General features: G+C 70.1%; 20 protein-coding genes and 1 tRNA gene. 13 read left to right on the top strand and 8 right to left on the bottom strand.

Features of this window, described 5'->3' with window-relative positions:
* Window positions 1–357: 357 nt before the first annotated feature.
* The 4 genes from GFH49_RS09790 to GFH49_RS09775 all read right to left on the bottom strand — a co-directional run bounded on the left by GFH49_RS09790 (window position 358) and on the right by GFH49_RS09775 (window position 8,837).
* Window positions 358–1,728 carry a M1 family metallopeptidase gene (locus GFH49_RS09790; RefSeq protein WP_155055430.1) on the bottom strand — a complete coding sequence of 457 codons (1,371 nt, stop codon included), beginning with the start codon at window positions 1,726–1,728 and terminating at the stop codon, window positions 358–360.
* A 71-nt stretch (window positions 1,729–1,799) separates the two neighbouring features.
* The gene (locus tag GFH49_RS09785; RefSeq protein ID WP_155055429.1) at window positions 1,800–5,663 is read right to left on the bottom strand and encodes a Pls/PosA family non-ribosomal peptide synthetase; all 3,864 of its coding nucleotides are present in this window, start codon (window positions 5,661–5,663) and stop codon (window positions 1,800–1,802) included.
* Between the two features lie 757 nt (window positions 5,664–6,420).
* A complete protein-coding gene (locus GFH49_RS09780) occupies window positions 6,421–7,380 on the bottom strand; it encodes an FAD-dependent oxidoreductase (protein WP_155055428.1) in 960 nt (319 codons plus the stop codon).
* A complete protein-coding gene (locus GFH49_RS09775) occupies window positions 7,377–8,837 on the bottom strand; it encodes an NsdA family TPR-like regulatory protein (protein ID WP_155055427.1) in 1,461 nt (486 codons plus the stop codon). The genes GFH49_RS09780 and GFH49_RS09775 overlap by 4 nt, the downstream gene beginning before the upstream one ends.
* Window positions 8,838–9,037: 200 nt before the next feature.
* On the opposite strand from GFH49_RS09775, the gene GFH49_RS09770 reads away from it, so the two are divergent.
* Genes GFH49_RS09770 through GFH49_RS09730 form a run of 9 tightly spaced genes read left to right on the top strand, consistent with a single transcriptional unit; the run spans window position 9,038 to window position 18,272 of the window.
* Window positions 9,038–9,586, top strand: coding sequence for an ATP-binding protein (locus GFH49_RS09770; RefSeq protein WP_230396223.1), 549 nt, complete (start codon window positions 9,038–9,040; stop codon window positions 9,584–9,586).
* Window positions 9,576–10,901: a glycosyltransferase family 4 protein gene (locus tag GFH49_RS09765; protein ID WP_155055425.1), complete on the top strand. Its 1,326-nt coding sequence runs from the start codon at window positions 9,576–9,578 to the stop codon at window positions 10,899–10,901. The genes GFH49_RS09770 and GFH49_RS09765 overlap by 11 nt, the downstream gene beginning before the upstream one ends.
* Window positions 10,898–11,890, top strand: a complete 993-nt coding sequence (locus GFH49_RS09760) for a D-2-hydroxyacid dehydrogenase (RefSeq protein WP_230396222.1) — start codon at window positions 10,898–10,900, stop codon at window positions 11,888–11,890. Before GFH49_RS09765 ends, GFH49_RS09760 begins: the two co-directional genes overlap by 4 nt.
* On the top strand, window positions 11,880–12,998 hold the full coding sequence (locus GFH49_RS09755) for a radical SAM protein (protein ID WP_155055423.1): 1,119 nt from the start codon (window positions 11,880–11,882) through the stop codon (window positions 12,996–12,998). Before GFH49_RS09760 ends, GFH49_RS09755 begins: the two co-directional genes overlap by 11 nt.
* Window positions 12,995–14,095, top strand: coding sequence for a hypothetical protein (locus GFH49_RS09750; protein ID WP_155055422.1), 1,101 nt, complete (start codon window positions 12,995–12,997; stop codon window positions 14,093–14,095). The genes GFH49_RS09755 and GFH49_RS09750 overlap by 4 nt, the downstream gene beginning before the upstream one ends.
* Window positions 14,092–14,910 carry a radical SAM protein gene (locus GFH49_RS09745; RefSeq protein WP_155055421.1) on the top strand — a complete coding sequence of 273 codons (819 nt, stop codon included), beginning with the start codon at window positions 14,092–14,094 and terminating at the stop codon, window positions 14,908–14,910. Before GFH49_RS09750 ends, GFH49_RS09745 begins: the two co-directional genes overlap by 4 nt.
* A 25-nt stretch (window positions 14,911–14,935) precedes the next feature.
* Entirely contained in the window at window positions 14,936–16,666 is a 1,731-nt protein-coding gene (locus GFH49_RS09740) for a carbamoyltransferase C-terminal domain-containing protein (RefSeq protein ID WP_155055420.1), read from the top strand.
* Complete coding sequence (locus GFH49_RS09735) at window positions 16,663–17,283, top strand: HD domain-containing protein (RefSeq protein ID WP_155055419.1); 621 nt, start codon at window positions 16,663–16,665, stop codon at window positions 17,281–17,283. The genes GFH49_RS09740 and GFH49_RS09735 overlap by 4 nt, the downstream gene beginning before the upstream one ends.
* Window positions 17,280–18,272 carry a glycosyltransferase gene (locus GFH49_RS09730; protein ID WP_155055418.1) on the top strand — a complete coding sequence of 331 codons (993 nt, stop codon included), beginning with the start codon at window positions 17,280–17,282 and terminating at the stop codon, window positions 18,270–18,272. Before GFH49_RS09735 ends, GFH49_RS09730 begins: the two co-directional genes overlap by 4 nt.
* An 11-nt stretch (window positions 18,273–18,283) precedes the next feature.
* Here the strand turns inward: GFH49_RS09730 and gltX are convergent, their stop codons facing one another.
* Window positions 18,284–19,648: a glutamate--tRNA ligase gene (gltX, locus tag GFH49_RS09725; RefSeq protein WP_230396227.1), complete on the bottom strand. Its 1,365-nt coding sequence runs from the start codon at window positions 19,646–19,648 to the stop codon at window positions 18,284–18,286.
* Window positions 19,649–20,212: 564 nt separating this feature from the next.
* Window positions 20,213–20,297: transfer RNA gene (locus GFH49_RS09720), tRNA-Leu, on the bottom strand.
* Between the two features lie 187 nt (window positions 20,298–20,484).
* Between GFH49_RS09720 and GFH49_RS09715 the strand changes: the two genes are divergently transcribed.
* From GFH49_RS09715 to GFH49_RS09705, 3 genes are all read left to right on the top strand, one after another.
* The gene (locus tag GFH49_RS09715) at window positions 20,485–21,810 is read left to right on the top strand and encodes a M20/M25/M40 family metallo-hydrolase (RefSeq protein WP_155055416.1); all 1,326 of its coding nucleotides are present in this window, start codon (window positions 20,485–20,487) and stop codon (window positions 21,808–21,810) included.
* A 145-nt stretch (window positions 21,811–21,955) separates the two neighbouring features.
* On the top strand, window positions 21,956–22,189 hold the full coding sequence (gene chpH / locus GFH49_RS09710) for a chaplin ChpH (RefSeq protein WP_155055415.1): 234 nt from the start codon (window positions 21,956–21,958) through the stop codon (window positions 22,187–22,189).
* A gap of 114 nt (window positions 22,190–22,303) precedes the next feature.
* Window positions 22,304–23,173: a chaplin gene (locus GFH49_RS09705; protein WP_155055414.1), complete on the top strand. Its 870-nt coding sequence runs from the start codon at window positions 22,304–22,306 to the stop codon at window positions 23,171–23,173.
* Between the two features lie 84 nt (window positions 23,174–23,257).
* Here the strand turns inward: GFH49_RS09705 and GFH49_RS09700 are convergent, their stop codons facing one another.
* Window positions 23,258–23,446: a DUF5703 family protein gene (locus GFH49_RS09700; RefSeq protein WP_005485166.1), complete on the bottom strand. Its 189-nt coding sequence runs from the start codon at window positions 23,444–23,446 to the stop codon at window positions 23,258–23,260.
* Window positions 23,447–23,493: 47 nt separating this feature from the next.
* Between GFH49_RS09700 and GFH49_RS09695 the strand changes: the two genes are divergently transcribed.
* Window positions 23,494–24,213 carry a hypothetical protein gene (locus tag GFH49_RS09695; RefSeq protein WP_155055413.1) on the top strand — a complete coding sequence of 240 codons (720 nt, stop codon included), beginning with the start codon at window positions 23,494–23,496 and terminating at the stop codon, window positions 24,211–24,213.
* Between the two features lie 93 nt (window positions 24,214–24,306).
* Here GFH49_RS09695 and GFH49_RS09690 read toward each other — a convergent pair.
* The coding region (locus tag GFH49_RS09690) for a helix-hairpin-helix domain-containing protein (RefSeq protein WP_230396221.1) at window positions 24,307–26,422 on the bottom strand (2,116 nt) is incomplete at its 5' end.

Below are 26,422 nucleotides of genomic sequence, written 5' to 3'. Positions count from 1 at the left end.
TGGAGCGGAATGCCGACGACCGCAGCGAGCGCCGCGTGCCGGTGCGCGTCACCGGCTTCGCCGAGTTCGAGCGGACCTTGACGAGACCTTCAACATGCGGGAGGGCGGCGACACGGGCGGCAAGAGCCCTTCCCCGGCAGCGGCTTCCTCCATGTCGGCGACAAGCCACAGTCGACCCGCAGCCGCAGCGCAACCGCCCCACCCGCAGCGCAACCGCCCCACCCGCAGCGCAACCGCCCCACCCGCAACACAACCGCCCCGGCCCCAGAACAACCGCCTCACCCGCAGCACAACCGGCCCACCCGCAGCACAACCGCCCCGGCCCCAGAACAACCGCCCCCGCCCCCGCCCCAGCTGTCACGCGCTGCTCGGCGGAAAACTCGGCCGCACCGGAACCCGCACATCCTGCTCAGGCAACGGCGGCAACGCCCCCTTGTGCAACCACGCCGTGAACAAATCCTCCAACGGCTCCGCCGTGGACCGCGCCGCATGCGCGGTGAACGCGTCCGTGGTGACCGCGCCGTTACGGTGCAACCCCACCCAGCCGCGCAGCATCCGGAAGAAGTCCGCATCACCCATCGCACAGCGCAACGCATGCAGCGCGAGCCCACCCCGCAGATACAGCCGGTCGTCGAACATCGACTTGCGCCCAGGATCGGCGAGCTTCAGATCCTGCGGCTGGCCGGCGAGCACCCGGTGAGCCGCGGCGGCATGCTGCTGCGCCGTGGCCCCACCCGACCGTTCCGACCACAACCACTCGGCATACTTGGCGAACCCCTCGTTCAGCCAGATGTGCCGCCAGTCCGCGATGGACACACTGTTCCCGAACCACTGATGCGCCAGCTCATGCGCGATCAGCCGCTCCCAACCCCGCGCCCCGTCCACATGGTTGGCGCCGAACAGCGACAACCCCTGCGCCTCGACGGGCACATCGAGCTCCTCCTCCGTCACCACGACCGCGTACTCGTCGAACGGATACGGCCCGAACAGTTCCTGGAACAGCTCCATCATCGCGGGCTGCCGAGCGAAGTCCCGGGAGAACTGGGGCAGCAGATGTGCCGGAATGTGCCCGTGCTGCGGCACCCCGCCCAGCCCCGGATCGCCGAGCAGCACCGTCTGGTACTTGCCGATCGACAGCCCGACGAGATAGCTCGACGTGGGCGCGGGCTGCTCGTACACCCACGTCGTCGTCGACGCCTTGGTGGTCCGGGTCAGCAGCCGCCCGCCCGCGACCACCGAGTACGCCGACGGCGTCGTGATGGAGATCTGGTACGACGCCTTGTCCGCCGGGCGGTCGTTGCACGGGTACCAGGACGGCGCCCCGACCGGCTGGCTCGCCACCAGCGCCCCGTCCTCCAGCTCCTCCCAGCCGAGCCCGCCCCAGGGGCTGCTCACCGGCTTGGGATTGCCCGACCACTGCACCTCCACGGTGAACGCCGCCCCGGCGCGGATCGGCTTGGCGGGCCGGATCCGCAGCCTGCCACCGCGATGCGTGTAGTGCGGCTGCCGTCCGTCCACCCGCACCCGGCCGATCTTGAAGTCGGCCAGGTTCAGCTGGAACCCGCCGACCGGCGACCGGCCCGCTATGGCGTTGATCCGGGCCGTCCCCGACAGGCGGTTCGGCCCCGGGCGGTAGTCCAGCGCGAGTTCGTACCGATGCACCCGATAACGGGCGTCACCGTTGTCGGGGAAGTACGGGTCCGCACCCACGGACTGCTGAACTGCCACTGCTGCGTCTGCTCCTCGCGCCGCGCTCGTACGACGACGTCCTGCTCCACCCGACGCCCACACGGCCGCGGTCACCGACGCCATGCCTCGATCGGGTTGCCCAGCCAGCGCGTGTCCTCGGGAACGGACTCCGCGGCCATCACCAGTGACGCGGGACCCAGCGTGGTGCGGGCCCCGATCGCGCTGCCCGGCAGGACGATTCCGCCAGGACCCAGCGTCGCGCCCTCACGGAGTACAACAGTATCCGTCCGCAAGATCCGGTCGTGGAAGAGGTGCGTCTGCAGCACACAGCCCCGGTTCACGGTCGCCGCATCCTGAAGGGTCACCAGATCCGTCTCCGGCAGCCAGTAGCTCTCGACCCACACGCCCTTGCCGATCCGGGCGCCCAGCCCGCGCAGCCACGCCGTCATCACCGGCGTACCCGGCACCGACGCGGCCAACCACGGCACGGCCACCACCTCGACGAACGTGTCCGCCAGCTCGTTGCGCCAGACGAAGCAGCTCCACAGCGGGTGCTCCCCGCTGCGGTGCCGCCCGACCAGCGACCACTTGGCGGCGATCGACAGCAGGGCCGCCAGCCCGCCCGCCCCGAGCAGCACCGGCCCGCCCAGCAGCCAGGCCCAGCCGCCCAGCGCACTCAGCGCCGCCACCGTCAGCACGGCCAGCGCAGCCGAGCAGAACACCGGCACGATCCGGCACAGCTCCACCAGGCCGCGCGCCCACAGCAGCCGGGCCGGCGGATCGTACGTCCGGCTCTGGTCGCCGTCGCTCGCGCTGCGCGGCAGCTTCACCGGCGGCAGCCCCAGATACGACGTGCCCTTCTTCGCCTTCTTCGGAGTCGCCGACAGCACCCCGACCAGGCCGCCGTCCGGCACGGTCCGCCCCGGCGCGGTCATCCCCGAGTTGCCGAGGAAGGCCCGCCGCCCGATCTCCGCGCGCCCGATCCTCACCCAGCCACCGCCGAGCTCGTACGGCGCGGTCAGCGTGTCGTCGGCGAGGAAGGCACCCTCACCGACCGTCGTCAGGCTCGGCAGCGCCAGCACGGTCGACACCTCGGCTCCCTTGCCGATCCGCATCCCGAGCAGCCGCAGCCACACCGGCGTGACCAGCCCGGCGTACAGCGGGAACAGCGACTCCCGGGAGCGGTCCATCAGCTGCGTGACCGTCCACGCCTGCCAGCCGGTCCGGCTGAGCGTCGGATACGTGCCTTCGCGCAGGCCCAGGCTCAGCAGCCGTACGGCGACCAGGATCAGCACGGCGTACGTCAGCCCGAACGCGAGCGTCGCCGGGACCAGCGCGAGCACGGCACCCCGCAGGGCCTCGCCGAGCCCGGCGCCCGGAGCCACGAAGGCCTCCGCGACCAGCAGGGCGGCGATCAGGGAGAGGACGGGCAGCAGCGTCAGCGCGATGCCTGTCATGCCGTACATGACACGCCAGAACGTGGCGTGGCGCGGCCGGTCCTTGGGCCAGTTCCGCTTCGCCTTGCCGAGCTTCACTGCGGGCGCTCCGGCCCAGCGCTGACCGGTGGGAATCTGCCCAGAGACCGCCGACCCCGGCGCCACCTCGGCCCGCTTGCCCACGCGGGCGCCCGGGAACAGCATGCTGCGGGTGCCGACGACCGCGTGGGCACCCACCTTCACCGGGCCGATCTCCAGCCGGTCACCGTCCAGCCAGTACCCGGACAGATCGACCTCGGTCTCGACGGCGGCGCCCCGGCCCAGCTTGAGCATCCCGGTGACCGGCGGCGGCGAGTGCAGATCGACGTCCTGCCCGATCCTGGCGCCCAGCGCACGGCCGTACCGCTCCAGCCACGACCCGGTCAGCGAGGTCGCGCCGCTGAACTCCGCGAGCCGCTCGGCGGCCCACAGCCGCAGATGCACACCGCCGCCGCGCGGATACCGCCCCGCCGTCACGCCCCGCAGCAGCAGCCGCGCCCCACCCGCGGCGATCGCGAGCCGTCCCGGCGGGCTGAAGAGCAGCAGCGCCCCGGACCCGACCAGCCACCAGGGAGCGGTCGGCAGCCAGGAGTACCCGCTCAGCACGTTCCCCAGCGCGGCCAGCGGCACCATCCAGCGCAGCCCCAGCAGCGTGAACAGGGGGAGCAGGACCAGCAGCTGGACCACCTGGGCACGCCTGGGCACCGGAGCGATCGTCCGCTGGGCGTTGTCGTCCTGCGCGGACTCCTCCAGGTGCCGGGCCAGCTTCCGCAGCGTGGGCTGCTGGTAGATGTCGAGGACGGCCGCGCTCGGGTAACGGGCGCGCAACCGCGTCGTCAGCTGGGCGGCGGCCAGGCTGCCGCCGCCGATCGCGAAGAAGTCGTCGCAGGCGCTGCTCACGGGGATGCCGAGGACTTCCGTCCACTGCTCGGCGAGCCAGGCCTCGGTGCCGTAGAGCCGCTCGGCCTCCGGGGTTTCGAGATTCTCGAGCGGCCAGGGAAGCGCATTGCGGTCCACCTTGCCACTCGTCCGCGTCGGCAGATCGCCGACCGGCGCGAGCAGCGGCACGAGCGCGGCAGGCAGCTCGGCGCGCAGCTTCTCGACGGCGGCCGCCTGGTCCCAGCCGTCCTGCGTGACGACATACCCGACGAGCAGCTGATTGCCGCTGCGGGCGGTGCGTACGGCCGCGGCGGCACCGGCGACACCGGGCAGCGCCTGCAACGCGGCATCCACCTCGCCCAGCTCGATCCGCCGCCCGCCGAGCTTGATCTGCTCGTCGGCCCGACCGAGGAAGACCAGCCCCTCGGGCTCCGCCCTGACCAGGTCACCACTGCGGTACGCCCGCTCCCAGCCCAGCGACTCAAGCGGCGCGTACTTCTCCGCGTCCTTGCCGGCATCGAGATACCGGGCCAGCCCGACCCCGCCGATCACCAGCTGACCGCTCTCGCCCATCCGGACGGGCACCCCGGCCTCGTCGACGACGGCCAGCTCCCAGCCGTTCAGCGGCAGCCCGATCCTGATCGGCTCCTCGCCGCTCAGCAGCGACGCACATGCCACGACGGTCGCCTCGGTGGGCCCGTAGGTGTTCCACACCTCGCGCCCCTCGGTCACCAGCCGCTGCACCAGCTCGGGCGGGCAGGCCTCCCCGCCGAAGATCAGCAGCCGTACGTCGTTCAGGGTCTCCGGCTCCCACAGCGCGGCCAGTGTCGGCACCGTCGACACGACGGTGATCTCCTGCTCGACCAGCCACGGCCCGAGATCGGCACCGCTGCGGACCTGCGAACGCGGCACCGGCACCAGGCAGGCGCCGTACCGCCAGGCCAGCCACATCTCCTCGCAGGACGCGTCGAAGGCCACCGACAGCCCCGCCATGACCCGGTCGCCGGGCCCGATCGGGTCCTCGGTGAGGAACAGCGCGGCCTCGGCGTCCACGAACGCGGCGGCGTTCTCGTGGGTGACGGCGACGCCCTTGGGCTTCCCGGTCGAGCCGGAGGTGAAGATGATCCAGGCGTCGTGCTCGGCGCCGGGCCGGCCGGCGGGGACGTCCGCCCTGCCGTGGGCGGTGATCGCATGCCCCGCACCGATGACGGCCCGCACGTCGGCCTCGCCGAACACCAACTCGGCCCGCTCGTCCGGGTCCTCGGCGTCCACCGGCACATACGCGGCGCCCGCGGCCAGCACGGCGAGGATCGCCACGTACAGCTCATCGGTCCCGGACGGCACCCGCACGCCCACCCGGTCACCCAGTCCGACCCCGGCGGCGGAGAGCCTGCGCCGCAGCGCCGCGACCTCGACGGCCAGCGCACGGTACGTAAGTCGCCGCACACCGTCGTCCAGGGCGAGTTCGTCCGGATACGACCGTACGGACGCCTCGAAGACATCGACCAGAGTGCGAGGAGATGCCGCGGCCCCGCCCGAGAAACGTGCGGTACTGCCGAATCGCTCGCGGATCTCTTCGTCGAGCAGGCCGAGAGCACTGCTCTCGTGTAGGGCTGCCATCGGGTCCTCGCGTCTCGATCCCGGAAGCCTCCGGGGCGCTGGCGGGCCCGCAGGTTTGCCTGGGGTTGTCCGGCTCCAGCTCCGTAACAAGCCGGAAATTTTAGTACGACGTTAGGTTCCGGGTTACCTGACGGCCACTCGGGCGGGTTGTTCGGGGCATGCCGGAGCAGCCGCCGGGTGCCGTGACCTCGGCGTCTGCCCGCCCGGCGAGAGATGGCCCACACTTGATCGCGAAGGGGGTCCGGCATCGCCCCCACGGTTGCGGGGAACTGAACTGCAGGTCCCGTCTATTACATCGGGACGCTCCCCACGGGTGCGGGGAGCACCTCTTCGGCCCGGACGCCACGGCCGAGGAGTCGGTGCTCCCCGCACCCGCGGGGATGGTCCCCTGCCGAACTGCACCGGCATCCTGCACCAGCTGTGCTCCCCGCGCAGATAACAGGCAGGCACCCGCTGTCCGTTCGCTGGCCGCCCACCTCTGGTTCACTACCAAACAAACGGCGACAACGGCCCACCCCGGCTCCCACCCTGCGGCCGACGCCAGCCCTCGCGTCCGCTGCACTCTTGCTCGCGAGCTCCCCGACGATGAGAATCACGCCGCTGTGCGCGAAGTCCTCCAGCCGCGACTGCCACCGGTCTGTACGCATCGTCGCAGGCCAACCAGAGCCCCACTGATCGCCCGGAAAGGCACGTCCATCCGAACCCCCACCGGACCCTGGCGCCGTGAGTCCCCTCCGTCAGCCTTGCAAGGACTCGGTCACCGAAGCCTGCTGGTGATCAACCGAGCCACCTCGCGCGCACAGCCCCACGACAAGGTCACCCCAGCGCCGCCGTGCCCGTAGTTGTGAATGACAGGAACGCCGCCCTTGCAGCGGCCGGATTCGACCCGCACCTCGGAACGAGTCGGCCGGATGCCAACCCGATGCTCGATGACCCGAGCGTCCGCCAACCTCGGCTCGACAGCAGCACAGCGCTCGATGATGCTCTTGGCTGCGGCTACGTCGTCGGACAGGTCGCCATCGCCGTCGATCGCGGTACCGCCTAGAACGACCGTGTCGCCGTGCGGGTAGATGCAGACGAGATCGGGCGACAGCCCCGTGTCCTCGGAGAAGAACTCGGTGATGCCCGGGTTCTCAACGACCACGTGTTGTCCTCGAATTGGTCGCAGAGTGCTGTCTTCGGCCAGCCCTACCGCGCCCATGCCTGCGCAGTTCACGACGGCTGCCGCGTCCGCGAACTCGTCGAGGGAGTGGACCACGCGCTGCTCGACCGCTCCGCCGAGATCACTGAACCGGCGCCGCAAATGGTCGAGATAGACCGGCATGTCGACGAACGGGACGGTGAAGCGGTGGCCCGAGACGAAGTCGTCGGGAAGCTCGGAGGAATCGGCCTGCTGGAAGTCAGGGAGAAGCTCGCTCCACGGCGGCGTCTCGACAGGGTGCCGGGCCGCCTCCACCCCGCTCACCATGCGGACGCCTGCACCACCCACCTCGGCAAGCTGCCGGAAGACGTCGAGCGACGCGAGGCTCCACTCCCGGACCTTCGCCCAGGGCTCAACCAGGTACGGCCCCCACATTGCCCCGGCCGCGAGCGACGTACGCCCGGGAATCTCCTCGGCGACAAGCCGCACCGGCAGCCCGGCCTCAAGGAGCACGACTCCGGTGGTGAGGCCGGAGACCCCGCCACCCACGACGACGATCGTCTCGTTCGTTGTCATGATCCGACCGTAGCTGTTCGAGCACTCCTCAAGCTCGACTGCTCTGAGATGCGTCCCTCGAGGCCGGGGAGGAAGTCCCGGACGTACGCGTTCCGCTGCTTCCGGCGCAGCTCGGTCGCCAGCCGGTTCAGCACGGCCGTGCTTCTCGGCGACCGCACTGTGCTGAGGCGGGCAGCGGCCGTCTCGCCGACCTCGCAGGAGCGTTCCAGGTCCCCTGAGGCGCTGTAGCCGAGGGCGAGCCACGCGCCTTCGAAGAGAGCCCGGCGCTGGCTCGGATCTCCCTTCTCCACTGTGTACGCCCCGGTCTCCAACAGGTCCTGCCCCTGTCGAACGAAGCGCCGGCCGCGGGCCCGGTCTCCCCGTTCCAGTTCCGTGCGGCCGAGGCTGATCAGTGAGTAACCGGCCTGGCATTCAAGGTGGTTGGGGGTGAGGAAGTACATCCAGCGGGGCTCCTCCTCGGAGCCGGTGCGGTCCTCGATCAACTCGCGGGCCAACGCGCTAGTGCGCTCGAAGTCCGTACTGCGTCCTGCCGCCGCGTATCCGTAGGCAAGTCGTGAGAGAACCGAGGCACGCACCGAGGCGGTTCCACCCTCGCTTGCCCGCCGAGCCGCCTCACCGAGAGCGACGGCGTCGGCGGGGTGGCTGCGCGAGGCAGCCTGGAACGACAGGTCGGCGAGGATGTGCGCGCACAGGGCCCGGTCGTTCACCTGGTGTGCTGCGCGGAGCGCGGTCACGAAGTACCGCTGCGCCAGACCGTGGTCCGCGGAGTCGAACGCCATCCAGCCGGCGAGCTGCCCGATCTCGCCCAGGGCGCGGATCAGGCGTACCGTCGCGGCGTCGGAGAGCCCGCCCTCGTGGAGCAGCAGTCCCACTGATCTGAACTGGGCTCCGACATAAGGGAGATGGCGAGCCCCGCCGTGTTCGTCGTCGAGCTGCTGCAGCAGCGGGAGGTTCTGTTCCACCTGAGCGACGAGCGGGTCGGTGGATGTGTCGTCCGTGAGCCTGGCACTGAACGGCCCGCGGCCGGCCGTGCCGTCAAGGTACTCGGAGACCACCGCGAGCAGGCCAGAGCCCGAGATCGCCAGGAAACGGCGACGATCGACCAGTCCGCTGAGCACCCAGTCCTCCAAGATGCGAGCAAGTCCCCGGAACGTCCAGGTGTATTCCATGCTTGCATCTGACGGCACGAAGGCCAGGGACTCCGGGGCCTTGCCTTGCCACAGCTGGTCCATTGACACGACGCGTCCCAGCTCCTGCGAGAGGACGTAGGCCGTCATGGTGGGAAGCGGGGCGCGTGGAACGCGTCCGGCGTCGCGCCAGTGGTACGGAGCCGACTCGGCGACGGTGCCCGTACCGAAGACGCGATTGAGCTTGCGCGCGAGCACCTTCGGGCTCCAGCCGAGCTCGTCCAGGCACGCTGCCAGCGCGTCGTTGCGCCCTCTGGCCGCTGTCGCCATACGGCACTCCTCCGCAGGTCCGGTCACTGTGCCGACGCACACCCTTGCGTTCAGTTATTCCCATCGTCCAGTCACTTCGCCTGTCCCGTCGCCAAGTTGACCGAGTTGACCGCTCCTTCGCCTCCTGTGTCCCAGCCGACTCCGATGTCCTGGACTGACGATCCGTCGAGAGATGGGCCCCTGTCGGAAGGAGGGCGATCGTGGCAGGTCCAGGTACCGGGCACGACCCGGTCACGGGCAGGGAGCCGGGAGAGCGGGCGGCCCCCGCAACTACGTACGAGGCTGGTCCGTATCGACCCGGACCGGCGTATGTCAGCGTCGAGCTCCCCTTCGATACCACCGTCGCCAGCGTGGCCCGCAAGGAGGTCGTCTCACTGCTCGGCGCCTCGGAGGAAGTCACCGGTTCCGTGTCACTGGTCTGCTCGGAGTTGGTGACCAACGCCTACCGCCACGGCAGCCCGCCGATCCTGCTCAGGGTTCAGGTGGACCCCGATGAAGCCGAACCGGCGGTCGAGATCACGGTGACGGACGGCGGCTCGCCGCGTCGGCCGGTTCACGACAGGGAGCCGGCGCTGTCGGACGAATCGGGGCGTGGTCATCTGATCGTCGACGCCCTGACCGTCGGCTCCTCACTTGAGGTGGGCACCACCGGGACCCGGGCTTGGTGCCGCCTGCCCATCGCGGCTCAGCCCACACTCTGCGCCTTCCCCGCACCTTGTCCTTCGAAGGAGTCCCGCCATGGCAGCTGAACCCGTCCGCGCCTTGTCGGCCTCGCCAGCGGTCGGAACGCCGAATACGGCTCAGTCTGCTGCGGGGGTCCGCGCCCCCAAGGTTCTCGTCGCTCTGCACGAGGGGTTCTACGGAGCGTCCTCCGGCTCCGGCTTCAGCAACCGGGCCTTCCTGGAGGCGCTTGCCCTCACCCTTCCCCCGGGTCGGCTACTCGTTCTCCCCACCCACGTCCCGCACTCTGACCCGGCGTACGACCAGCGATGGACCCTGCGGACCAAGCGGTTGCTCGACAGCGTGGAGGCGGAAGCTGTACCGGTCCCGTGCCCACACCCGGCGGGCGCCAGTACCCGCGACAGCGAAACCCTGTGCCAGATCGTCGGCGACATGGCGTGCGAGCTCCTGACGCAGGCGCGGCATGCCCATGTGATCGGTCTGGACACCCCCTTCCTCGGCCTGGCACAGCACATGGAGGAGTGCCGAGCCGGCCTCCTACTCGTACCGCGTTCCACGAGCAAGCTGGCGGAGGGCAGGAACGACCGCATTCATTGGGAGCGCAACGGGCTGATCGCCGCGGTGGGCCAGGGCGCCAGGATCGCCGCCATCTCGCAGCACATGCGTCTGCACCTGAAGCACCAGTACAACGTCCCGGCCTGGGCCATCATCGACCTGCCCAACGGACTTCTCCTGTACGACCGGCCCCACGAGCCGGAACCGGCACCGCTACCGCCGCCCGCCCGGGCGGGGTTCCTGTTTGCCATGGGACGCGCCGTCGCGAGCAAGGGTTTCGACGACCTTCTCTCGGCCGTGGCTCTTCTCCAGCACGAGGGTGTACGTCTCCCGCACCTCGTTCTCGCCGCCACTTCGGACGCGCGATATCCCACCCCGTACCACCGCCAGTTGCACGAGAGGGCGCGCGAACTGGACCTCGATGCCACGTTGCTCGGGCGCTTCTCGCCCGTCTACCGAACGTGGCTGCGCAGCCCCGCGCTTCGCGCCATGGTCGTGCCCTCTCGGGCCGAACCTTTCGGCAGGATCCCGCTCGAAGCCTTCTCCGCGGGAGCCGGACCGGTCGTCGCGACCCGCGTCGGCGGACTCATGGAGACCGTGATCGATGGCGAGACCGGCTTTACCGCGGAACCCAACAATCCCGCCGATCTCGCCGACGCCATCCGCCGGGCACTGCTCGCCACGACGCGCGAGCGCGATCTGCTGCGTCGGCAGGGGCGTGCCCTTCTCACGGCGCGACACGACTACGGGACAACCGTCCGCTCGTACGTGCGTGATCACATCCCGTGGGCACTGGAACCCTCCGATGTCGAGCGGAGGACACTGTGACGACGACCGTCCTGGTCTGCCTCAACTCGCCTTATGAGTTCTGGAACTTCGGGCGAACCCATGCCGAGGGGCTGCATGCGGAGTTTCCCGGCGTGACGTTTCTGGCTGTGCCGGAGGCTGACGCGCCGTGGCACCTTTCCGCAGCCGACGTCTACTTCGGCTGGTCGTTCCTGGCTCACTGGATCAAGGACGCGCCTCGCCTTCGGTGGGTCGCCACGCCATCCGCCGGCGTGGACCATCTCCCTGTCGACGCGCTCCGGACTGCCGGTATCGGACTCACACGGGGCTACGGCTACCACGCCCGCCCGGTGACCGAGCACGCCCTCGGGCTCCTCCTGGGCTTCTCGCGCGGCCTCTTCCTCAGCCACCGGCTGCAGGGCCGGTCCCGCTGGTGGAAGGACCAGATCGCGGAGTCGTTCTTCGACCTGCACGGTCAGACCCTCGCCATCGTCGGCTGTGGCGAGATCGGCACCCGCCTCGGCGTCGCGGCACAGGCGCTCGGCATGCACGTGATCGGCGTGCGTCGGCAGCGGCCGCAGGACGACCCCCTCGGTATCGAGTGGGTTCCGGCCTCCCGGCTGCACGAAGCTCTGGCCCGGTCGCAGGCCGTCGTCGACCTGCTGCCGGCCACCGACGAGACACGACACCTCTTCGACGCGTCCGCCTTCGCGGCCTGCCGACCTGGAGCCGTCTTCCTCAACCTCGGCAGGGCCAGCACCGTCGACCACGCCGCGCTTCTCGACGCACTCGACTCCGGGCACATTGCCGGAGCCGCGCTCGACGTGCCATCGGTGAAGCCGCCGCCCGCCGACGACCCTTTGCGTCACCATCCACGCGTCGTACTCACCCCGAAGAGCGCCGTGTTCAGTCACGACTACATGGACAGGGCTGTCGCCTTCTTCGGCGACAACCTACGGCTCCACCTGGACGACCGACCACTGAACGGCATCGTCATCCCACTCCCCGACGGAGACCGACATGTCCGCTGAACCGTACGAGGCGCGGGCCGAGCTCCTGCGTGCCTTCTCCGAAACCGGCCGCAACCACCCCTACCTCGCCTTCACCCTGAACTCCCTCTGTAACCGCGACTGCACCTTCTGCAAGCCGCGCTGTGTCCCCGACTACGGCCACAAGGACCGGCCGTTGACCCCTGCCGACTACGTGGCCATCGCGGAGGAGGCCGGAGCCTGGGGGATCCGCAAGGCCCACTGCTCGGGAGGCGAGCCGACTCTGCGAGGCGACATCCTCGATGTCGTCGCGGCCCTCGCCAAGGGGCTGGGGACGGGTGCCGCGATCGGCATGACCAGCCACGGAAACCTCCGCCGCGGGCTGTCCGTCCAGGCCCTGCACGAGGCCGGTCTCACCTACCTGAACGTCAGCCTGCACAGCCTGGACCCGGCACGCTCCGCCGAGATCATGGGCGGGGGAGACTCGAACGAGACGCTCGCCACCATCGACGCCGCGCTCGCCCTCGGGATAGGGGTCAAGGTCAACTGCGTTCTCCAACGGTCCTATCTGGAGGACGCGTTCGGAGTCGCCGAGCTCGCCAAGGGACGCCCGGTCGCCGTACGCCTCATCGAGCTGCAGCGGATTGGGCCGGCCGAGGCCTTGTTCTCGACAGAGTTCGTGGCTGAGGACGAGGTCAGGGGGCACCTCCAGACGTGGTTCGAGAAGGCCGGCGAGATCCCGCGCTCGGAACTCGGGGTGCGCAGTCCCGGACGCTATCTCCGACCACCGGGCTGGGAGGGCTCGATCGGGTTCATCTCCAACTCGAGCTGCGCCACCTGCTCCGACGCAAACCGCATCAAGATCACACCGACAGGCATCGCCCGTCCGTGCATCCTGCACAACCGGGACATCGAGCTGAAGCCGCATCTGGCCAACGGGACGCTGACCGACGCCTTCACCCATCTCTTCCGCGCCATCGTTGAGCGCGACGGCAACGAGGCGTGGCAGGGCTTCCACTACGTCGACTACGACCTGCGCTGGGACCGCCTCGAACGCCCCAAGGGCGTTCCCGTGCTGCCACTCCTCCCCTTGGCGAGCGGCATGGGCGCCAGCTGCTCTCTCCGACGAGAGCTAGGGGAGGAACAGTGATCACCACGCAGACCGTTCCCACGTACGCCCAGGTCAGCTCGGCCTACGCGGAGCAGCTGGCCGCCCACGGCATCGGCACGGCCATGCTGACCCACAAGTGGCAACCAGGCGACCTGATCTCCCCGCACTCCGACATCGACGTACGGGTCATCCTCCACCAGCTTCCTGCCTCCTGGTGGGACTGGAACCAGAGCCTCGCCCTCGCCCACGCGCGCACGGTGGCTCAGGACATCACCCACCGGCGGCTCCTGGAACACCCCCCGGGTTTCGCCTTCACCACGGCCGAACTCGACCAACACCGTGTCTCCCCTCCGGAGCTCGCCACCTGGAGCCTGGTCACGGGGAGTACGACGGCGCTCCAGAGGTGGAAGTCCCACGCCCAGATGGCGCCGTGGAGCAGGGACGACGAGCGGTTCTACCGAGGCATTCTCGGAGCAAGGATCGGCGGCCGGTACCAGTTGGAGAAGGACAGCGCCGATAACGTCCACAGCGACCTCACCGGTTATCGAGGGCACTGCGTTGCCTGGCACTACGTGGCCCCCTGCTGGTTCGCCGCCGCGGCACTCGCGACCGGAACCCGCTGCCCGGGCAAGTCGGCCGCGCTGGTCCAGTGGCATCCAGGGGAGCTCGAAGTCCACGCAGAGAGCTTCCTTCGGTACGGAACCGAGGGACTGCCGCCCGGCCATTCGCCGAGGGATCTTCTGCGCGAGGCGCACGGCGTCGTGGACGCGATGCTGCGCCGTACGCCGTCACCGAGGCAGGTGGATGAGCACACCGGGTCGGACGCCGTCGCCTGGACGATGACAGCCGGGTTGCTCCGCGTACGGGTCGCGCGCTGGCTCTACTACCTCGATCCGCCCGCCGGGACCGCGACCGGCTACCTGATCGCGCGCGAGGCGAAGGAGATCCGAGCCGCGAGGGAGACCCTGAACCGTATTGCCGACGGCACTTCCGGCAGGGAGGGGCGACTCGCTGCCGCCATGGCCGGTCTACTGCCCGACGGTCCCACCACCGCCGAGAGCCTCCGCGCGCTTCTGGACCGGTGGAGGCGCCACGAACCGGTGGTCGAGGAGTTCCTCACCGCCCAGTCCACATGACCAGGGAGCCCCCGATGCAGACGCGGACGCTGAAGACCGCGAAGATCAAGATCACGACGAAGTGCAACCGTCACTGCGACTTCTGCATCTTCGCGGAGGGCGGGCAGGGCGTGAACATGTCCCTGCACACCTTCCAGACGGTCCTCGACCGCCTGGACCGCGTCCCCTTCCGGCAGTTGCACATCAACGGCGGCGAGCCGACCGTCCACCGCGACTTCGCCGAGCTCAGCGGCCTCGCCCGCGAAAGGTTCCCGGACCGTGCCATGGTGCTGGGCACCAACGCGATCACTCTGGCCCGCAACACCCGGCTCCTCGAAGCAACGCTCGCCCACTACGACCAGGTCCTCATCGGCTGCGACAACGAGCACGGCAACTACGACGAGGTCGTCGTCACGCTCCCGGTCCTGGCCTCGGCCGGCAAGGCGGTCGTCGTCAACAGCGTGCTGGAGGCCATCGACGGAGCCCGGCTGACCCGACTCGCCGAACTGTGCGAAGAACACGGGGCCATCCACGTCACCAACCACGTCCACCACATCGATGTCGGCCAACCGGCCAACAAGCTCGGCGGCCTGTGCGACCTCTACCTCGACCAGCACCTGATGATCGAGGTGGACGGCTCCTGCTACCGCTGCTTCAACGCGATGGCCAAGTACGACAGCGAGTTCAGCGTCTGGGACGAGGACTTCGCCGAGAAGGTCTTCGCCCCTCGTACGGGCCACTACCGCTTCTGCCTGAAATGCCACGAGTACCGCGACTCCGGACACCAGGTCCTTCCCGCGCCGACCGCCCCGGCCCGTACAACGGCCGCTGCCTGAGACACCTCACCCCAGGAGGCGCTCCATGCCCGCAGTGCTCGGCCTGAACTTCCATCACGACACGTCCGCCTGCCTCATCGTCGACGGTCACATCTACGCCGCCGAGGAGGAGCGGTGGAGTGGCGCCAAGCACAACCGCTCCTCACGCGCCGCCGGACTGCTCACCTCTCCCACCCAGTCCCTTGCCTGGTGCCTGGAGACAGCAGGGCTCACCCCCGACGACATCGACGAGGTATGGGCACCGGCCATGCGGCCCAACCCGCCGACCGGCGCCTGGGTGGCAGAGGAGCGGGCGGAACTCTCCGCCATGCTCCCCGCCCTCCTCACGGCCCGGCTGAATCTCATCTCCCACCACACCGCCCACGTCCTTGCCGGATACCTCCTCTCCGGCGAGGACCACGCAGCCGGTCTCGTCATCGACGCGGGCGGCTCCGCGCTCGGCACTGACATCGCCGTCGGACGCGAGCGCATCACCGGCTACGACCTCCGCCCCGACCGGATCGACCGCGTACACCAGGCACTGCCGCTCATCAGTCCTGGCCGCGCCGCACCGCAACGAGCGCACCCGTCGCTCGGCCACTTCTACCGCAACCTCGCCCTGCGCGTGATCCCGCCAGGAGACGAAGCGGAGGGCAGCATGATGGCCCTCGCCGCACACGGCGATCCCGACCGCTTCTACAAGGCGCTGCACGACGTTCTCGTGCTGGGGGACAACGGTCACGTACACGTCGTGGCCCCATGGGGCTCGTACGACACCGACACACCACTTGTGCTCGGTGATGCGGAATGGACCGCGCCATCGGCAGCAGACAAGCCGCTGGAACTACGCGCCGATCTGGCGGCCGCCGCACAACGCGTCTTCAGCGAGGCGGTCATACACGTCGCCCGGCACCTGCGCCACGTGACCGGCGCCCGCACCCTGGTCTTCTCCGGCGGCTGCGCCCTGAACTCTCACCTGAATGGCACCCTCGCCGAACGGTCGGGCTTCGACGGGCTCTTCGTAGCCCCAGCTCCGCACGACGCGGGCACCGCCGTCGGGGCGGCCCTGTTCGCCTGGAACTACGTACTGGGACAACCCCGCCCATCCATCCCGGAGGACGCGGATTGGGGGCCAACTCCAGGCTTGGTCCCGGACGGACCGCTGCCCGCCGACTACCGCGTCGTGAGAGGACTCGGTGACCGGCTGACTCCCACGGTCGCCCGTCTGCTCGCCAACCACCATGTCGTCGGCTGGGTCCGGGGCGGGCTGGAGTTCGGCCCCCGGGCCCTCGGACACCGCTCGATCCTCGCTCATCCGGGCCGGGAGGACACACGCCACCGACTCAACGCCCTGAAACGCCGCGCCTCCTTCCGCCCCTTCGCTCCCGTCGCGCTGGCAGAGGAGGCCGGCGCCTGGTTCATCGGCGAGGGCGACCCGTTCATGAACCGCGTGGTGACGGTCCGAGCCTGCCGTGCCGACCGCCTCCCGGCGATCGTCCATCGCGACGGGACCGCTCGCCTCCAGACCGTCGGACGACAACACACCGGGCTACGCCGACTGTTGGAGGAGTTCCAGAAGACCACCGACCTGCCTGTACTCCTCAACACCTCCCTGAACCTCAAGGGCACCCCGATCCTGCGCACCGCCGAACAGGCCGTGCGGGCCGCGGTGGAGCTCGGATTGGACGCACTCGCAGTCGAGGACACGCTCGTTGTCGCCCCCGGTGTCGTACACCAGATTTCCGAACCGCTGGCCGCATCGGGGGTGACCCCGTGACCTCACACGGCGCGGCGAGCGACGCACTCGGCCTGTCGACCTGGCCCGAAGGGGACAGCCCGCGTGGCCACCACGCGGTGGCCCTGGCTCTGGCGGTGTACGCCGGTCACGAACGGGACCAGGGCACGCCCTACCTCGCCCACCCCGTCCGAGTGGCTTCGCTCCTCCGTCGGGAACTCGGTGCCCATGACCCCGACATCCTCATTCTCGGCCTGCTCCACGACGCGTTGGAGGTCTCTCCAACTGCCGAGCCTCTGATCGCTGCCAGCCTCGGTGAGGACGTGGTCGGACATCTCCGTGCCATGACGCCCGACCACCGCCTGGAGAAGAGACAGAAGCGTCCTGGCGACGAAGCAGCGTGGCACAGGAAGCTTGCCGCACTCAGCCCGAACGAACTCCTCGTTCGGCTCGCTGACCGCGTCGACAACCTCAGGGACCTCCGCCACTCCCCGGTGCCGGAGCGACGCACCCGTTTCCTCAACGCCTTGGAGGAGACGTACCTCCCGCTCGCCGAGGCGGCCCGGCATCTGGGGCCACACCACCGCACCGTCCGTGAGCTGCTCGTCGAGGAGTACCACTGCTACCGGGGGACAAGGTCAGGGGAGGGCACAGCGTGAAGCCCGTCATACATTCCATGGCGCCCTACGGCCGGACCGGAGGACGCGTATACCTGCGCATGATCCATGAGGCCACCGCCGATGCCGTCGAGTGGCGCATGGTCCCCGACTACAAGCGCACGTACGCCGTCCGACGCGGCCGGAAGCTCCGCCACCTCGCCCGTGTCGCGCCCCACATCCGCGACCTGCAGAAGGAGCGGGGCTGGTTCCTCTGGGACGACCTGAGCGTCCTGCTCTTCACCCCCGAGATGCGGGCCCGGACCGTCTTCCTGCTGCACCACTACGAACCGCTCCAATTCGACTCCTGGCCGGTCGAACCGCTGCTCTGGCGCAGGCTCTTCGCCGTCCTGCCCCAGTGCCGCGCCGTCGTATGCGTCGCCCCCTACTGGGCCGACTTCCTACGGGACCGCGGAGTGCGGAACGTCCACGTCATCCACAACGCCTTCGACCTCACGGAGATCGACCACGTCCGGGGCCTGGACCCCGCCGACTGCAAGGACCGCTTCGGCCTGCCCCACGACGAGATCACCGTGTACGCCGGCAAGGCCGTCCACTGGAAGGGCATCGAGACCGTAGTCGAGGCTCTGCGCGGAGCGCCCGGCATCCACGTCGTGACGACCGGGAGCAACACCATCGGCTTCGCGGGACACCACTACGACCTGCCACGACCGCAGTACCTACGGCTTCTGCGAGCCTGCGACGTCGGCGTGTTCGCGCCGCGTATGCGCGAGGGATGGAGCCGATGCGCGGCGGAGGCCCTGCTCCTCGGGATGCCCTGCCTCATCCGGCCCGTGGCCGGCCTCAGCGATCTCGCCGGCCTGACCGGGCAACTGGCGCCCGACTTCGGAAGACTCGTTCAGCAGGTCCGAGCCCAGGCGGATGCGCCGCCGGAGCGGGCCAAGGCCGCGTACGACGCCCTGGCCCGCTTCGACACCGCTTACTTCGCGGATGCCTGGGGAGCGTTGTTCACCCGGGCGACAGCCTCATGACCGGGGCGGCATCAACCCGCGAGTTTCGTCAGAGCGGCATCGAGCCGGGCCAGGGTCCGCTCGCGGCCCAGAACCTCCAGCGACTCGAACAGCGGAAGACCGACCGTACGGCCCGTCACGGCGACACGCACCGGTGCCTGCGCTTTGCCGAGCTTGAGCCCGTGGGCGGCGGCCACGTCTTCCAGTACGGTCTTCAGTGAATCCGCGTCCCATGCCGCCGCGGCGTATTGCTCGCGTGTGTCCTTGATGATCTCCTCGGCGCCGGACTTCATGGCCTTCGTCCACGACGCCTCGTCCTCGGGCGCGTTGTCGAGGAAGACCCAGTCCACGTACTTCGTGATCTCACTGAGGACGGTGATCCGGGTCTGCGCCAGCGGAGCCAGTTTCACGAAGACTTCGGCGTCGTACGCGTCCGGTCGCCAGGTGGCGTACGGCTCCCACAGCCACTGCTGGCACGCGTCGATGAAATTCTCCGCCGGCAGTGCGCGGATGTACTCGCCGTTGAAGGCGGACAGCTTCTTCACGTCGAAGAACGCCGGGGAGGTGTTCACGTCCGCGACGCGGAACAGCTGCTCCAGCTCCTCGTACGGGCGGATCTCGAGGTCGTCGCCCGGGCCCCAGCCGAGCAGCATCAGGTAGTTGGCCATCGCCTCGGGCAGGTAGCCCTCCCCGAGGTAGTCCTCGAGCGCGACCTTGTCCCGGCGCTTGGAGAGCTTCTGCCGCTTCTCGTTCACGATGACCGGCAGGTGCGCCCACACCGGCGGCTTCGTGCCCAGGGCCTCCCACAGCAGCTGCTGCTTGGGGGTGTTGGACAGATGCTCCTCACCCCGGATGACCTCCGTGATCCCCTCGTCGAGGTCGTCCACGACGTTGGCGATCAGGAAAACTGGCGAGCCGTCGCCACGAGCGATCACGAAGTCCTCGATCGCGGAGTTGGGGAAGGCCGGCTCCCCGCGGATCAGGTCCACGACCACGGTCTCACCCTCGTCGGGCGTACGGAAGCGCAGTGCACGCCCCTCCGCGTACTCCAGACCGCGGTCCCGGCAGAAGCCGTCGTAGCCGAGGTGCTGCGAGCCGGTCCGCTCCTGCAACTGCTCTCGCGTGCAGTCGCAGTAATAGGCTTTCCCCTCCGCGTACAGCCGCTGGGCGGCCTCACGGTGCCGGTCGGCGTTCTGGGACTGGAAGAACGGCCCTTCGAATGCCGGGTCCGACTCGGAGATCCCGATCGACGCCAGCGCGCTGATGATGCCGTCGATCCATTCCGGCTTGTTGCGGGCCGCGTCGGTGTCCTCGATCCGCAGGACGAACCTGCCGCCGGACTGTCGCGCGACAGCCCAGTTGTAGAGAGCGGACCGGGCCCCGCCGACATGGAACATTCCGGTCGGAGACGGGGCGAAACGAACACGAACGGGAGCGGTAGACATGCCCGCAAGCGTACCGATCCCCGGCCCTCGCCCCGGCCCGACGGCGCATCATCGCTTCACCGCATTCACATGAGCACAAGCAAGAGAATTCCGATGCACAAGGTGATCGTGGTCGGCTGTCCCGGAAGCGGAGGGAGCCCCTTCGCGTACGCGCTCGGTCGAATCATGGGCGCGGCGGTGCTCTCTACCGACACAGCGCCGCCTACAGGGGCCGATGCCTGGCGCTGGGTGGTCGACGGACGGCAGGGCGAGGGGCTGGCGTCCTGCCTCGCCGACTGTGACCCCGTCGTCGTTCGGGACCCGCAAGTCGTCACCTGCCTGCGGAGAGTCCTCATGCGCCGCCTGCGGCAGGACGCCAATGGCCATCGTGTACCGCGCCATGACACCCGTAGCCACCAGGCGGAGGTCCGGAATATGCTCGCCGCCTGCATCGCCCTCCAGCCGTTTACGACCCCGCAAAACAGCTCATGCGGGCCGAGACTCAGCTCGACCCGCACAAGTTGGGGATACGGTCAGTGTCCGAGGGGGGACTTGAACCCCCACGCCCGATAAAGGGCACTAGCACCTCAAGCTAGCGCGTCTGCCATTCCGCCACCCGGACAAGGTGTGTGTCATGCGGGGTTTCCCCCGCCGCGACGAAGGAAACATTACCAGGCTCCGGAGGGTGGGCCGATCACCCCCTGTCGTCGCGTGAACGGCGTGTGACGGGGTGGGAAGGGTCTTGGGGCGGACCGGCGAGGGAGGGAGGATGAGGGGGACCACCAGCAGTGACAGTGGGAGGAAGCAGCGTGAGCGGGACGGACACGGCCAGCAGCGTCACGGGCGAGGACGAGGTCGTGGACCTCTGCCGCGAGCTCATCCAGATCGACACCAGCAACTACGGCGACCACTCGGGTCCCGGCGAGCGCAAGGCGGCCGAGTACGTCGCCGAGAAGCTCGCCGAGGTGGGGCTCGAACCGCGGATCTTCGAGTCCCACCCGGGCCGCGCCTCCACGGTGGCCCGGATCGAGGGCGCGGACCCCTCCCGGCCCGCGCTGCTGATCCACGGCCACACCGACGTCGTACCGGCGAACGCCCAGGACTGGACCCACCACCCCTTCTCCGGCGAGATCGCCGACGGGTGTGTGTGGGGCCGCGGGGCCGTCGACATGAAGGACATGGACGCGATGACCCTCGCGGTCGTCCGCGAACGGCTGCGCAGCGGACGCAAGCCCCCGCGCGACATCGTCCTCGCCTTCCTCGCGGACGAGGAGGCCGGCGGGACGTACGGCGCCAAGCACCTGGTCCGCGAGCACCCGGACCTCTTCGAGGGCGTCACCGAGGCGATCGGTGAGGTCGGCGGGTTCTCCTTCACCGTCAACGAGAAGCTGCGGCTGTATCTCGTGGAGACCGCCCAGAAGGGCATGCACTGGATGCGGCTCACCGTGGACGGCACGGCCGGTCACGGGTCGATGACGAACAGCGACAACGCCATCACCGAGCTGTGCGAGGCGGTCGGGCGGCTCGGGCGGCACACGTGGCCGGTGCGGGTCACCAAGACCGTACGGTCCTTCCTCGATGAGCTGTCCGACGCGCTCGGCACCGAACTCGACCCGGAGGACATGGACGAGACGCTGGCCAGGCTCGGCGGCATCGCCAAGATGGTCGGCGCGACGCTGCGGAACTCGGCGGCGCCCACCATGCTCGGCGCCGGCTACAAGGTCAACGTCATCCCCGGCCAGGCGACCGCGCACGTCGACGGGCGCTTCCTGCCCGGGTACGAGGAGGAGTTCCTCGCCGACCTCGACCGGATCCTCGGCCCTCGGGTCAAGCGGGAGGACGTGCACGGCGACAAGGCGCTGGAGACCGACTTCGACGGCAAGCTCGTCGACGCCATGCAGAGCGCGCTGAGCGCCGAGGACCCGATCGCCCGGGCCGTCCCCTACATGCTCTCCGGCGGCACCGACGCCAAGTCCTTCGACGACCTCGGCATCCGCTGCTTCGGCTTCGCGCCGCTGCAGCTGCCGCCGGAGCTGGACTTCGCGGGCATGTTCCACGGCGTCGACGAGCGGGTGCCGGTGGCGGGGCTGAAGTTCGGGGTGCGGGTACTCGACCGGTTCATCGACGCGTCATGACGCGTTGACGTCGGCATTCGCCCGTGTGTACGGAGATCGCCCGGGACGGGTGAAGACGACCATAAGCTCGTAGCTCCATTAGTTCCTCCTCGTTACAGCTGATGTGATCCGCGACTTTGGATCGCATTGCCAACAAGGAGGAATAATGTTCAAGAAGGTCGTCGCCGCTGCTGCCGCCACTGGTGGTCTGGTTCTCGCGGGTGCGGGCCTTGCCGTTGCCGACTCGGGTGCGCAGGGTGCCGCCGTGCACTCTCCCGGCATCGTCTCGGGCAACGTGATTCAGGCCCCGGTTCACGTCCCGGTGAACGTCTGCGGCAACACCGTCTCCGTGATCGGGCTGCTGAACCCCGCCTTCGGCAACACCTGCGTCAACAAGTGACGCCACCTCTCTGAGGTTCTCGTCCACACCGCCGGTCCCGGAGCGCACACCAAGCGCTCCGGGGCCGTCCGGTCTTCCGCGTCGGTAACGCAGGTACAAGGCAGGTAAGCAGCAATGAGACAGGTCACCCGCAAAGGCCTGATGACCGTGGCGGCCGCGACCGGCGTGATCGCCGCCGTCAGCGGTCAGGCCCACGCCGACTCGGGCGCGAGCGGCTCCAGTTCGAAGTCGCCCGGCGTGCTGTCGGGCAACACGGTGCAGGCGCCGGTGGACGTGCCGGTCAACGTCTGCGGCAACTCGGTCAACGTCGTCGGGATCCTCAACCCGGCGTTGGGCAACGAGTGCGTCAACCAGGGCGGGAACAGCGGTCACGGCGGCTCCGGCGGCTCCGGCGGCTCGCAGGCCGACGGCCACGCCAAGGACTCCCCGGGCGTCGGCTCGGGCAACCACGTCCAGGCGCCGGTCCACGTCCCGGTGAACGTCTGCGGCAACAGCGTCGACATCATCGGCGTCGGCAGCGGCACCAAGGGCAACGACTGCGCGAACAACGACGGTTCCGGCGGCGGACAGCCGAGCACACCTCCCGGCGGGGGCGACCACGAGACGCCGCCGCCCGGGAATCCGGATGATCCGGGCAACCCCGAGCAGCCCGGTGATCCCGGTGATCCCGGTGAACCAGGTGACCCGGGTAACCCTGAGCAGCCCGGCAACCCCGGCAACCCCGGCGATCCGGGCAATCCCGAGCAGCCCGGCAACCCCGTGGAGCCCGGCACGCCGCCCGGCGCGGACGATGAGACTCCGGACGGCGGCAACGGCTCGTCGCAGGGCAACCAGACCGGCGCCCAGTCGATCAGTCAGCCGCAGGGCAGCGCCCAGCTCGCCCACACCGGCGGTGACTTGCCCCTCGGCGTCGTCCTCCCGGTCGGCGCGGGAGCACTGCTGGCGGGCACGGTGCTCTACCGCAGGGCACGCGCCTCGGCGTAGCGGCACCGTCCAGAAGTAGCGGCACGCACAGAAACGGAGCGGGCTCCGCCACGGTGGGGCCCGCTCCGTTTCTCCTGCCTCAGCTCACCACGTGGCGCGCACCTGGCGGATGATCCGTCGGCGCAACCGCACCCTGCGGCTCCCGTCCCGCAGCAGGCTCAGGCGGTCCAATTCCCAGTGTCCGTACTCGGCATGGTCCGTCAGCAGGCGTGTTGCGTCCTTGCGGGAGACCCCGCGCGGTACGTACACGTCGACAAATTCGTATTCCGGCATCGCATCTATTGTGCGGGCAGAGCCCCGGTACGGATAGCGTCTGCTCTATGTCTGATGCTGCGCAGCCCACCGCTGCCGAGGTACGCGCCGCCGCCGAGGCGGTCAAGACCGCGCTCGACCGCCACCTGGCCGCGGTCGAACGCCGGTTGGGGGAGGACGACCCGGCCGTCTACGAGGCGTTCAACCAGCTCGCCGCGGCCGCCGAGGAGTACGACGAGCTGCTCTACGACCGCTACGACGAGGTCACACCCTTCGAGATCCCCGGTACCGAAGGCGCGCTGCCGCCGTACGCGGGGCCCGAGGAGCCGAACGCGCTGAGCGTGCTGATCCGCCGCGACTACGCCGTGGTGGAACCGCAGCGGCTGCTGGCGCAGGCCCAGCGGGTCGAGGCGGCGGACGACGAGGGCAGGGACGGTGCGGGCGCGGACACCTCCGCCACCGTGCACGGAGCGGTGGGCATCCTGTTCGGCGAGTTCGAACCGGACGAGATCGCCTCACGGCACAAGGAGTTCGGCCTGGAGGAGGGCGACTCCACGCTCTGGGTGACGGCGTCGGACGAGCCCGCCGATCCCGGCGAGTGGCTGGAGACACCGTTCGAGGCGATCGACCCGCAGCAGGTGGTCTGCCGGTTCGACGTCAGTGCGGTCTTCGACGACGAGATCGACGCCGAGGTCGAGGACGACGATCTCGACTCGGCCCTGGATGAGGACGAGGCGGAGGCAGAGGTGGAGGAAGAGGACCTGGAGCCACTGGACGTGGACCGCTGACAGGCTGAACGCCGACCGGTACGACGGCGGTGGTCACGGAGGTTCCGGCCTCCGCGGCCGCCGCCGTCGTCCATGTCGGCGGCGGTCAGCCCGTCAGCCCGCCGCCGGGACCTGCGGGGCCAGCAGGACGGGCAGGCGGGTCGTCCTGGGCTTGGGCGGGACCTCGGCCACCGCACGCGGGAGCGCCTGCTCGACTCCGTGGACCACGGACAGATGGCGCTCCGCCCGGCCGAAGGCGGTGTAGACCCAGGGGCGGCTGAGGGCCTGCGCGGCGTCACCGGGCAGCACCACGACCACCGCGGGCCACCGGGCACCCACCGCCTGGTGCGCGGTCAGCGCCCACCCGTGCCGCACGGACTGCTCCACCCGCTCCTTCGGTACGACGACCGGGGCGCCCGCGCACGACAGGTGCAGCCCGTCGGCGTCGGCCTTCACCACCTGGCCCGGCAGCGTACGGCCCGGTGCGGGGGAGTAGGCGATCCGGTCGCCGGGGTCGAAGCCGCCGAACCGGCCGGGGCCGGGGTTCAGCCGCTCCTTCAGTGCCGCGTTCAGCGCGCGCGTACCGGCCGCGCCGCCGTGGCCCGGCGTGATGACGACGGTCTGCCCGGCCGGCACGCCGATCGCCCGCGGCACCGAGTCCGCGACGAGCTGCACGGTCCGGTGCACCGCCTCGCCCGCGTCCCGCACCGGCACGATCACCAGTTCCCTGCCCGGCGAGTCCACCTGATTCAGCTCGCCGACGCCGATCCCGGAGACCAACTCGCCCAGCGGACCGGGGTCGGGCCGCCGGGAGGCGATCTGGGGGCAGACCCGCGCCGCCAGCAGATCCGCGAACACCCGCCCCGGACCCGCCGACCACAGCACCCCGGGATCACCGGCCAGCAGCAGCCGCGCCCCGTCCGGCAACGACTCCGAGAGCAGCGCGGCCGTCTCCACGTCCAGCTGCGGAGCGTCCAGCACTACGAGGAGGTCGAGGTCGAGAGCACCGTCCGCGTCCCGGCCGGGGCCCTCGGCACCGGAGAGCAGGCCGGACACCGTGGTGACCCGGGAGCCGCCCGGCTCGCTCAGCAGCGCCGCGAAACGCGTCCGGCCCAGCGGGCTGTGGGTGGCGGCCCAGGCGCGGAGGCCGAGTTCGGCAGCAGTGCGCAGCAGCGCCGCCGGTTCGGCCAGGGACGCCTCGCCGCCCGTGTGCAGCACGAGACCGTGGGCCGCGACCGCGCGGATCAACTCGCCCGCGGAGCCCGCCGCCGACGCGGCCCGCTCCCACTCGTCGGCCGAACCGTCCTGCTTGGGCACGGAGTTGATCAGCCGGGCCAGTCCGTCGGCGAGGCTCTCCTCGGCGAGGGCGTACCGCTCCAGACCGACCAGGATCCGGACCGGCCGCTCCTCGTCGCCCTCGTCGCCGCCCTTGTCGTCCAACGCGTCCTGGAAGGCCAGGGCCTCGCCCTCCGCGAGCGTGTTCTGTACGGCGGTGTCCGCGTCCGGCACGCCCCGCTGGGCCAGCGCGGCGGTGAGGTCGGGCAGGTCGAGGGCGGTGTGCCCCGCCAGGGCGGCCTGCTCCAGGAGCCAGACGGTGACCGCACGGCCGCGCCGCTCGTCGGCCGGGCCGGACTCGGCGCCGAGCAGCGCCCGCGCGAACCCGTCGGCCTGCTCGGGACGCACCCCGGTGACCCGCAGCAACTGCCAGGGGTCCGCCCGCAGCACGTCGCTCGCGCTCTCGCCGAGGACCGCGGCGACCTGCGGGGCGAGCGCCTCCGGGGCGCCACCGCCGGCGAGCACGTGCCGCACGGCGTCGACGGCCTCGGCTGCGGGGGCCGTGACCGCGCCCGCGTCGGCTGTCTGAACCGCCTCGGTCTGCGGGCGGCGCACCGGCTCGGGGGCGGGACGCCGGGGTGTCGGCTCCGGCTCGCTGAAGACGGTGGCGGCGGGCCTCTCGCCGCTCTCCACGGCACGCACGGCCGCGAGCAGCTCGGCGGCCGTTCCACTGAGCTTCGCCCCTGCCGTGATGGGCGCCGCCTTCTCGGCCTTCCGGCGCTCGATCCGCTCCCGCTCGACCCGCTGAGCAGCAAGCTCAGCCTCAGCCTCCGACACCTGGGCGGCGCCGGCGCCCTCATCCCCCGTACGCGATGCCTGGCCCGCTCCGTCGCGGCCGTGGTCCTCGCCCGCGTCGGCTGCGCCTTGGCCGGCGTCCGCGTCGGTCCCGGTCTGG

Origin of the sequence: Streptomyces blattellae, assembly GCF_009709555.1 — a bacterium.
Lineage (GTDB): Bacteria > Actinomycetota > Actinomycetes > Streptomycetales > Streptomycetaceae > Streptomyces > Streptomyces blattellae.
Note: the sequence above shows the minus strand (reverse complement) of the source record. Positions and strands in the feature narration are given on the sequence as shown.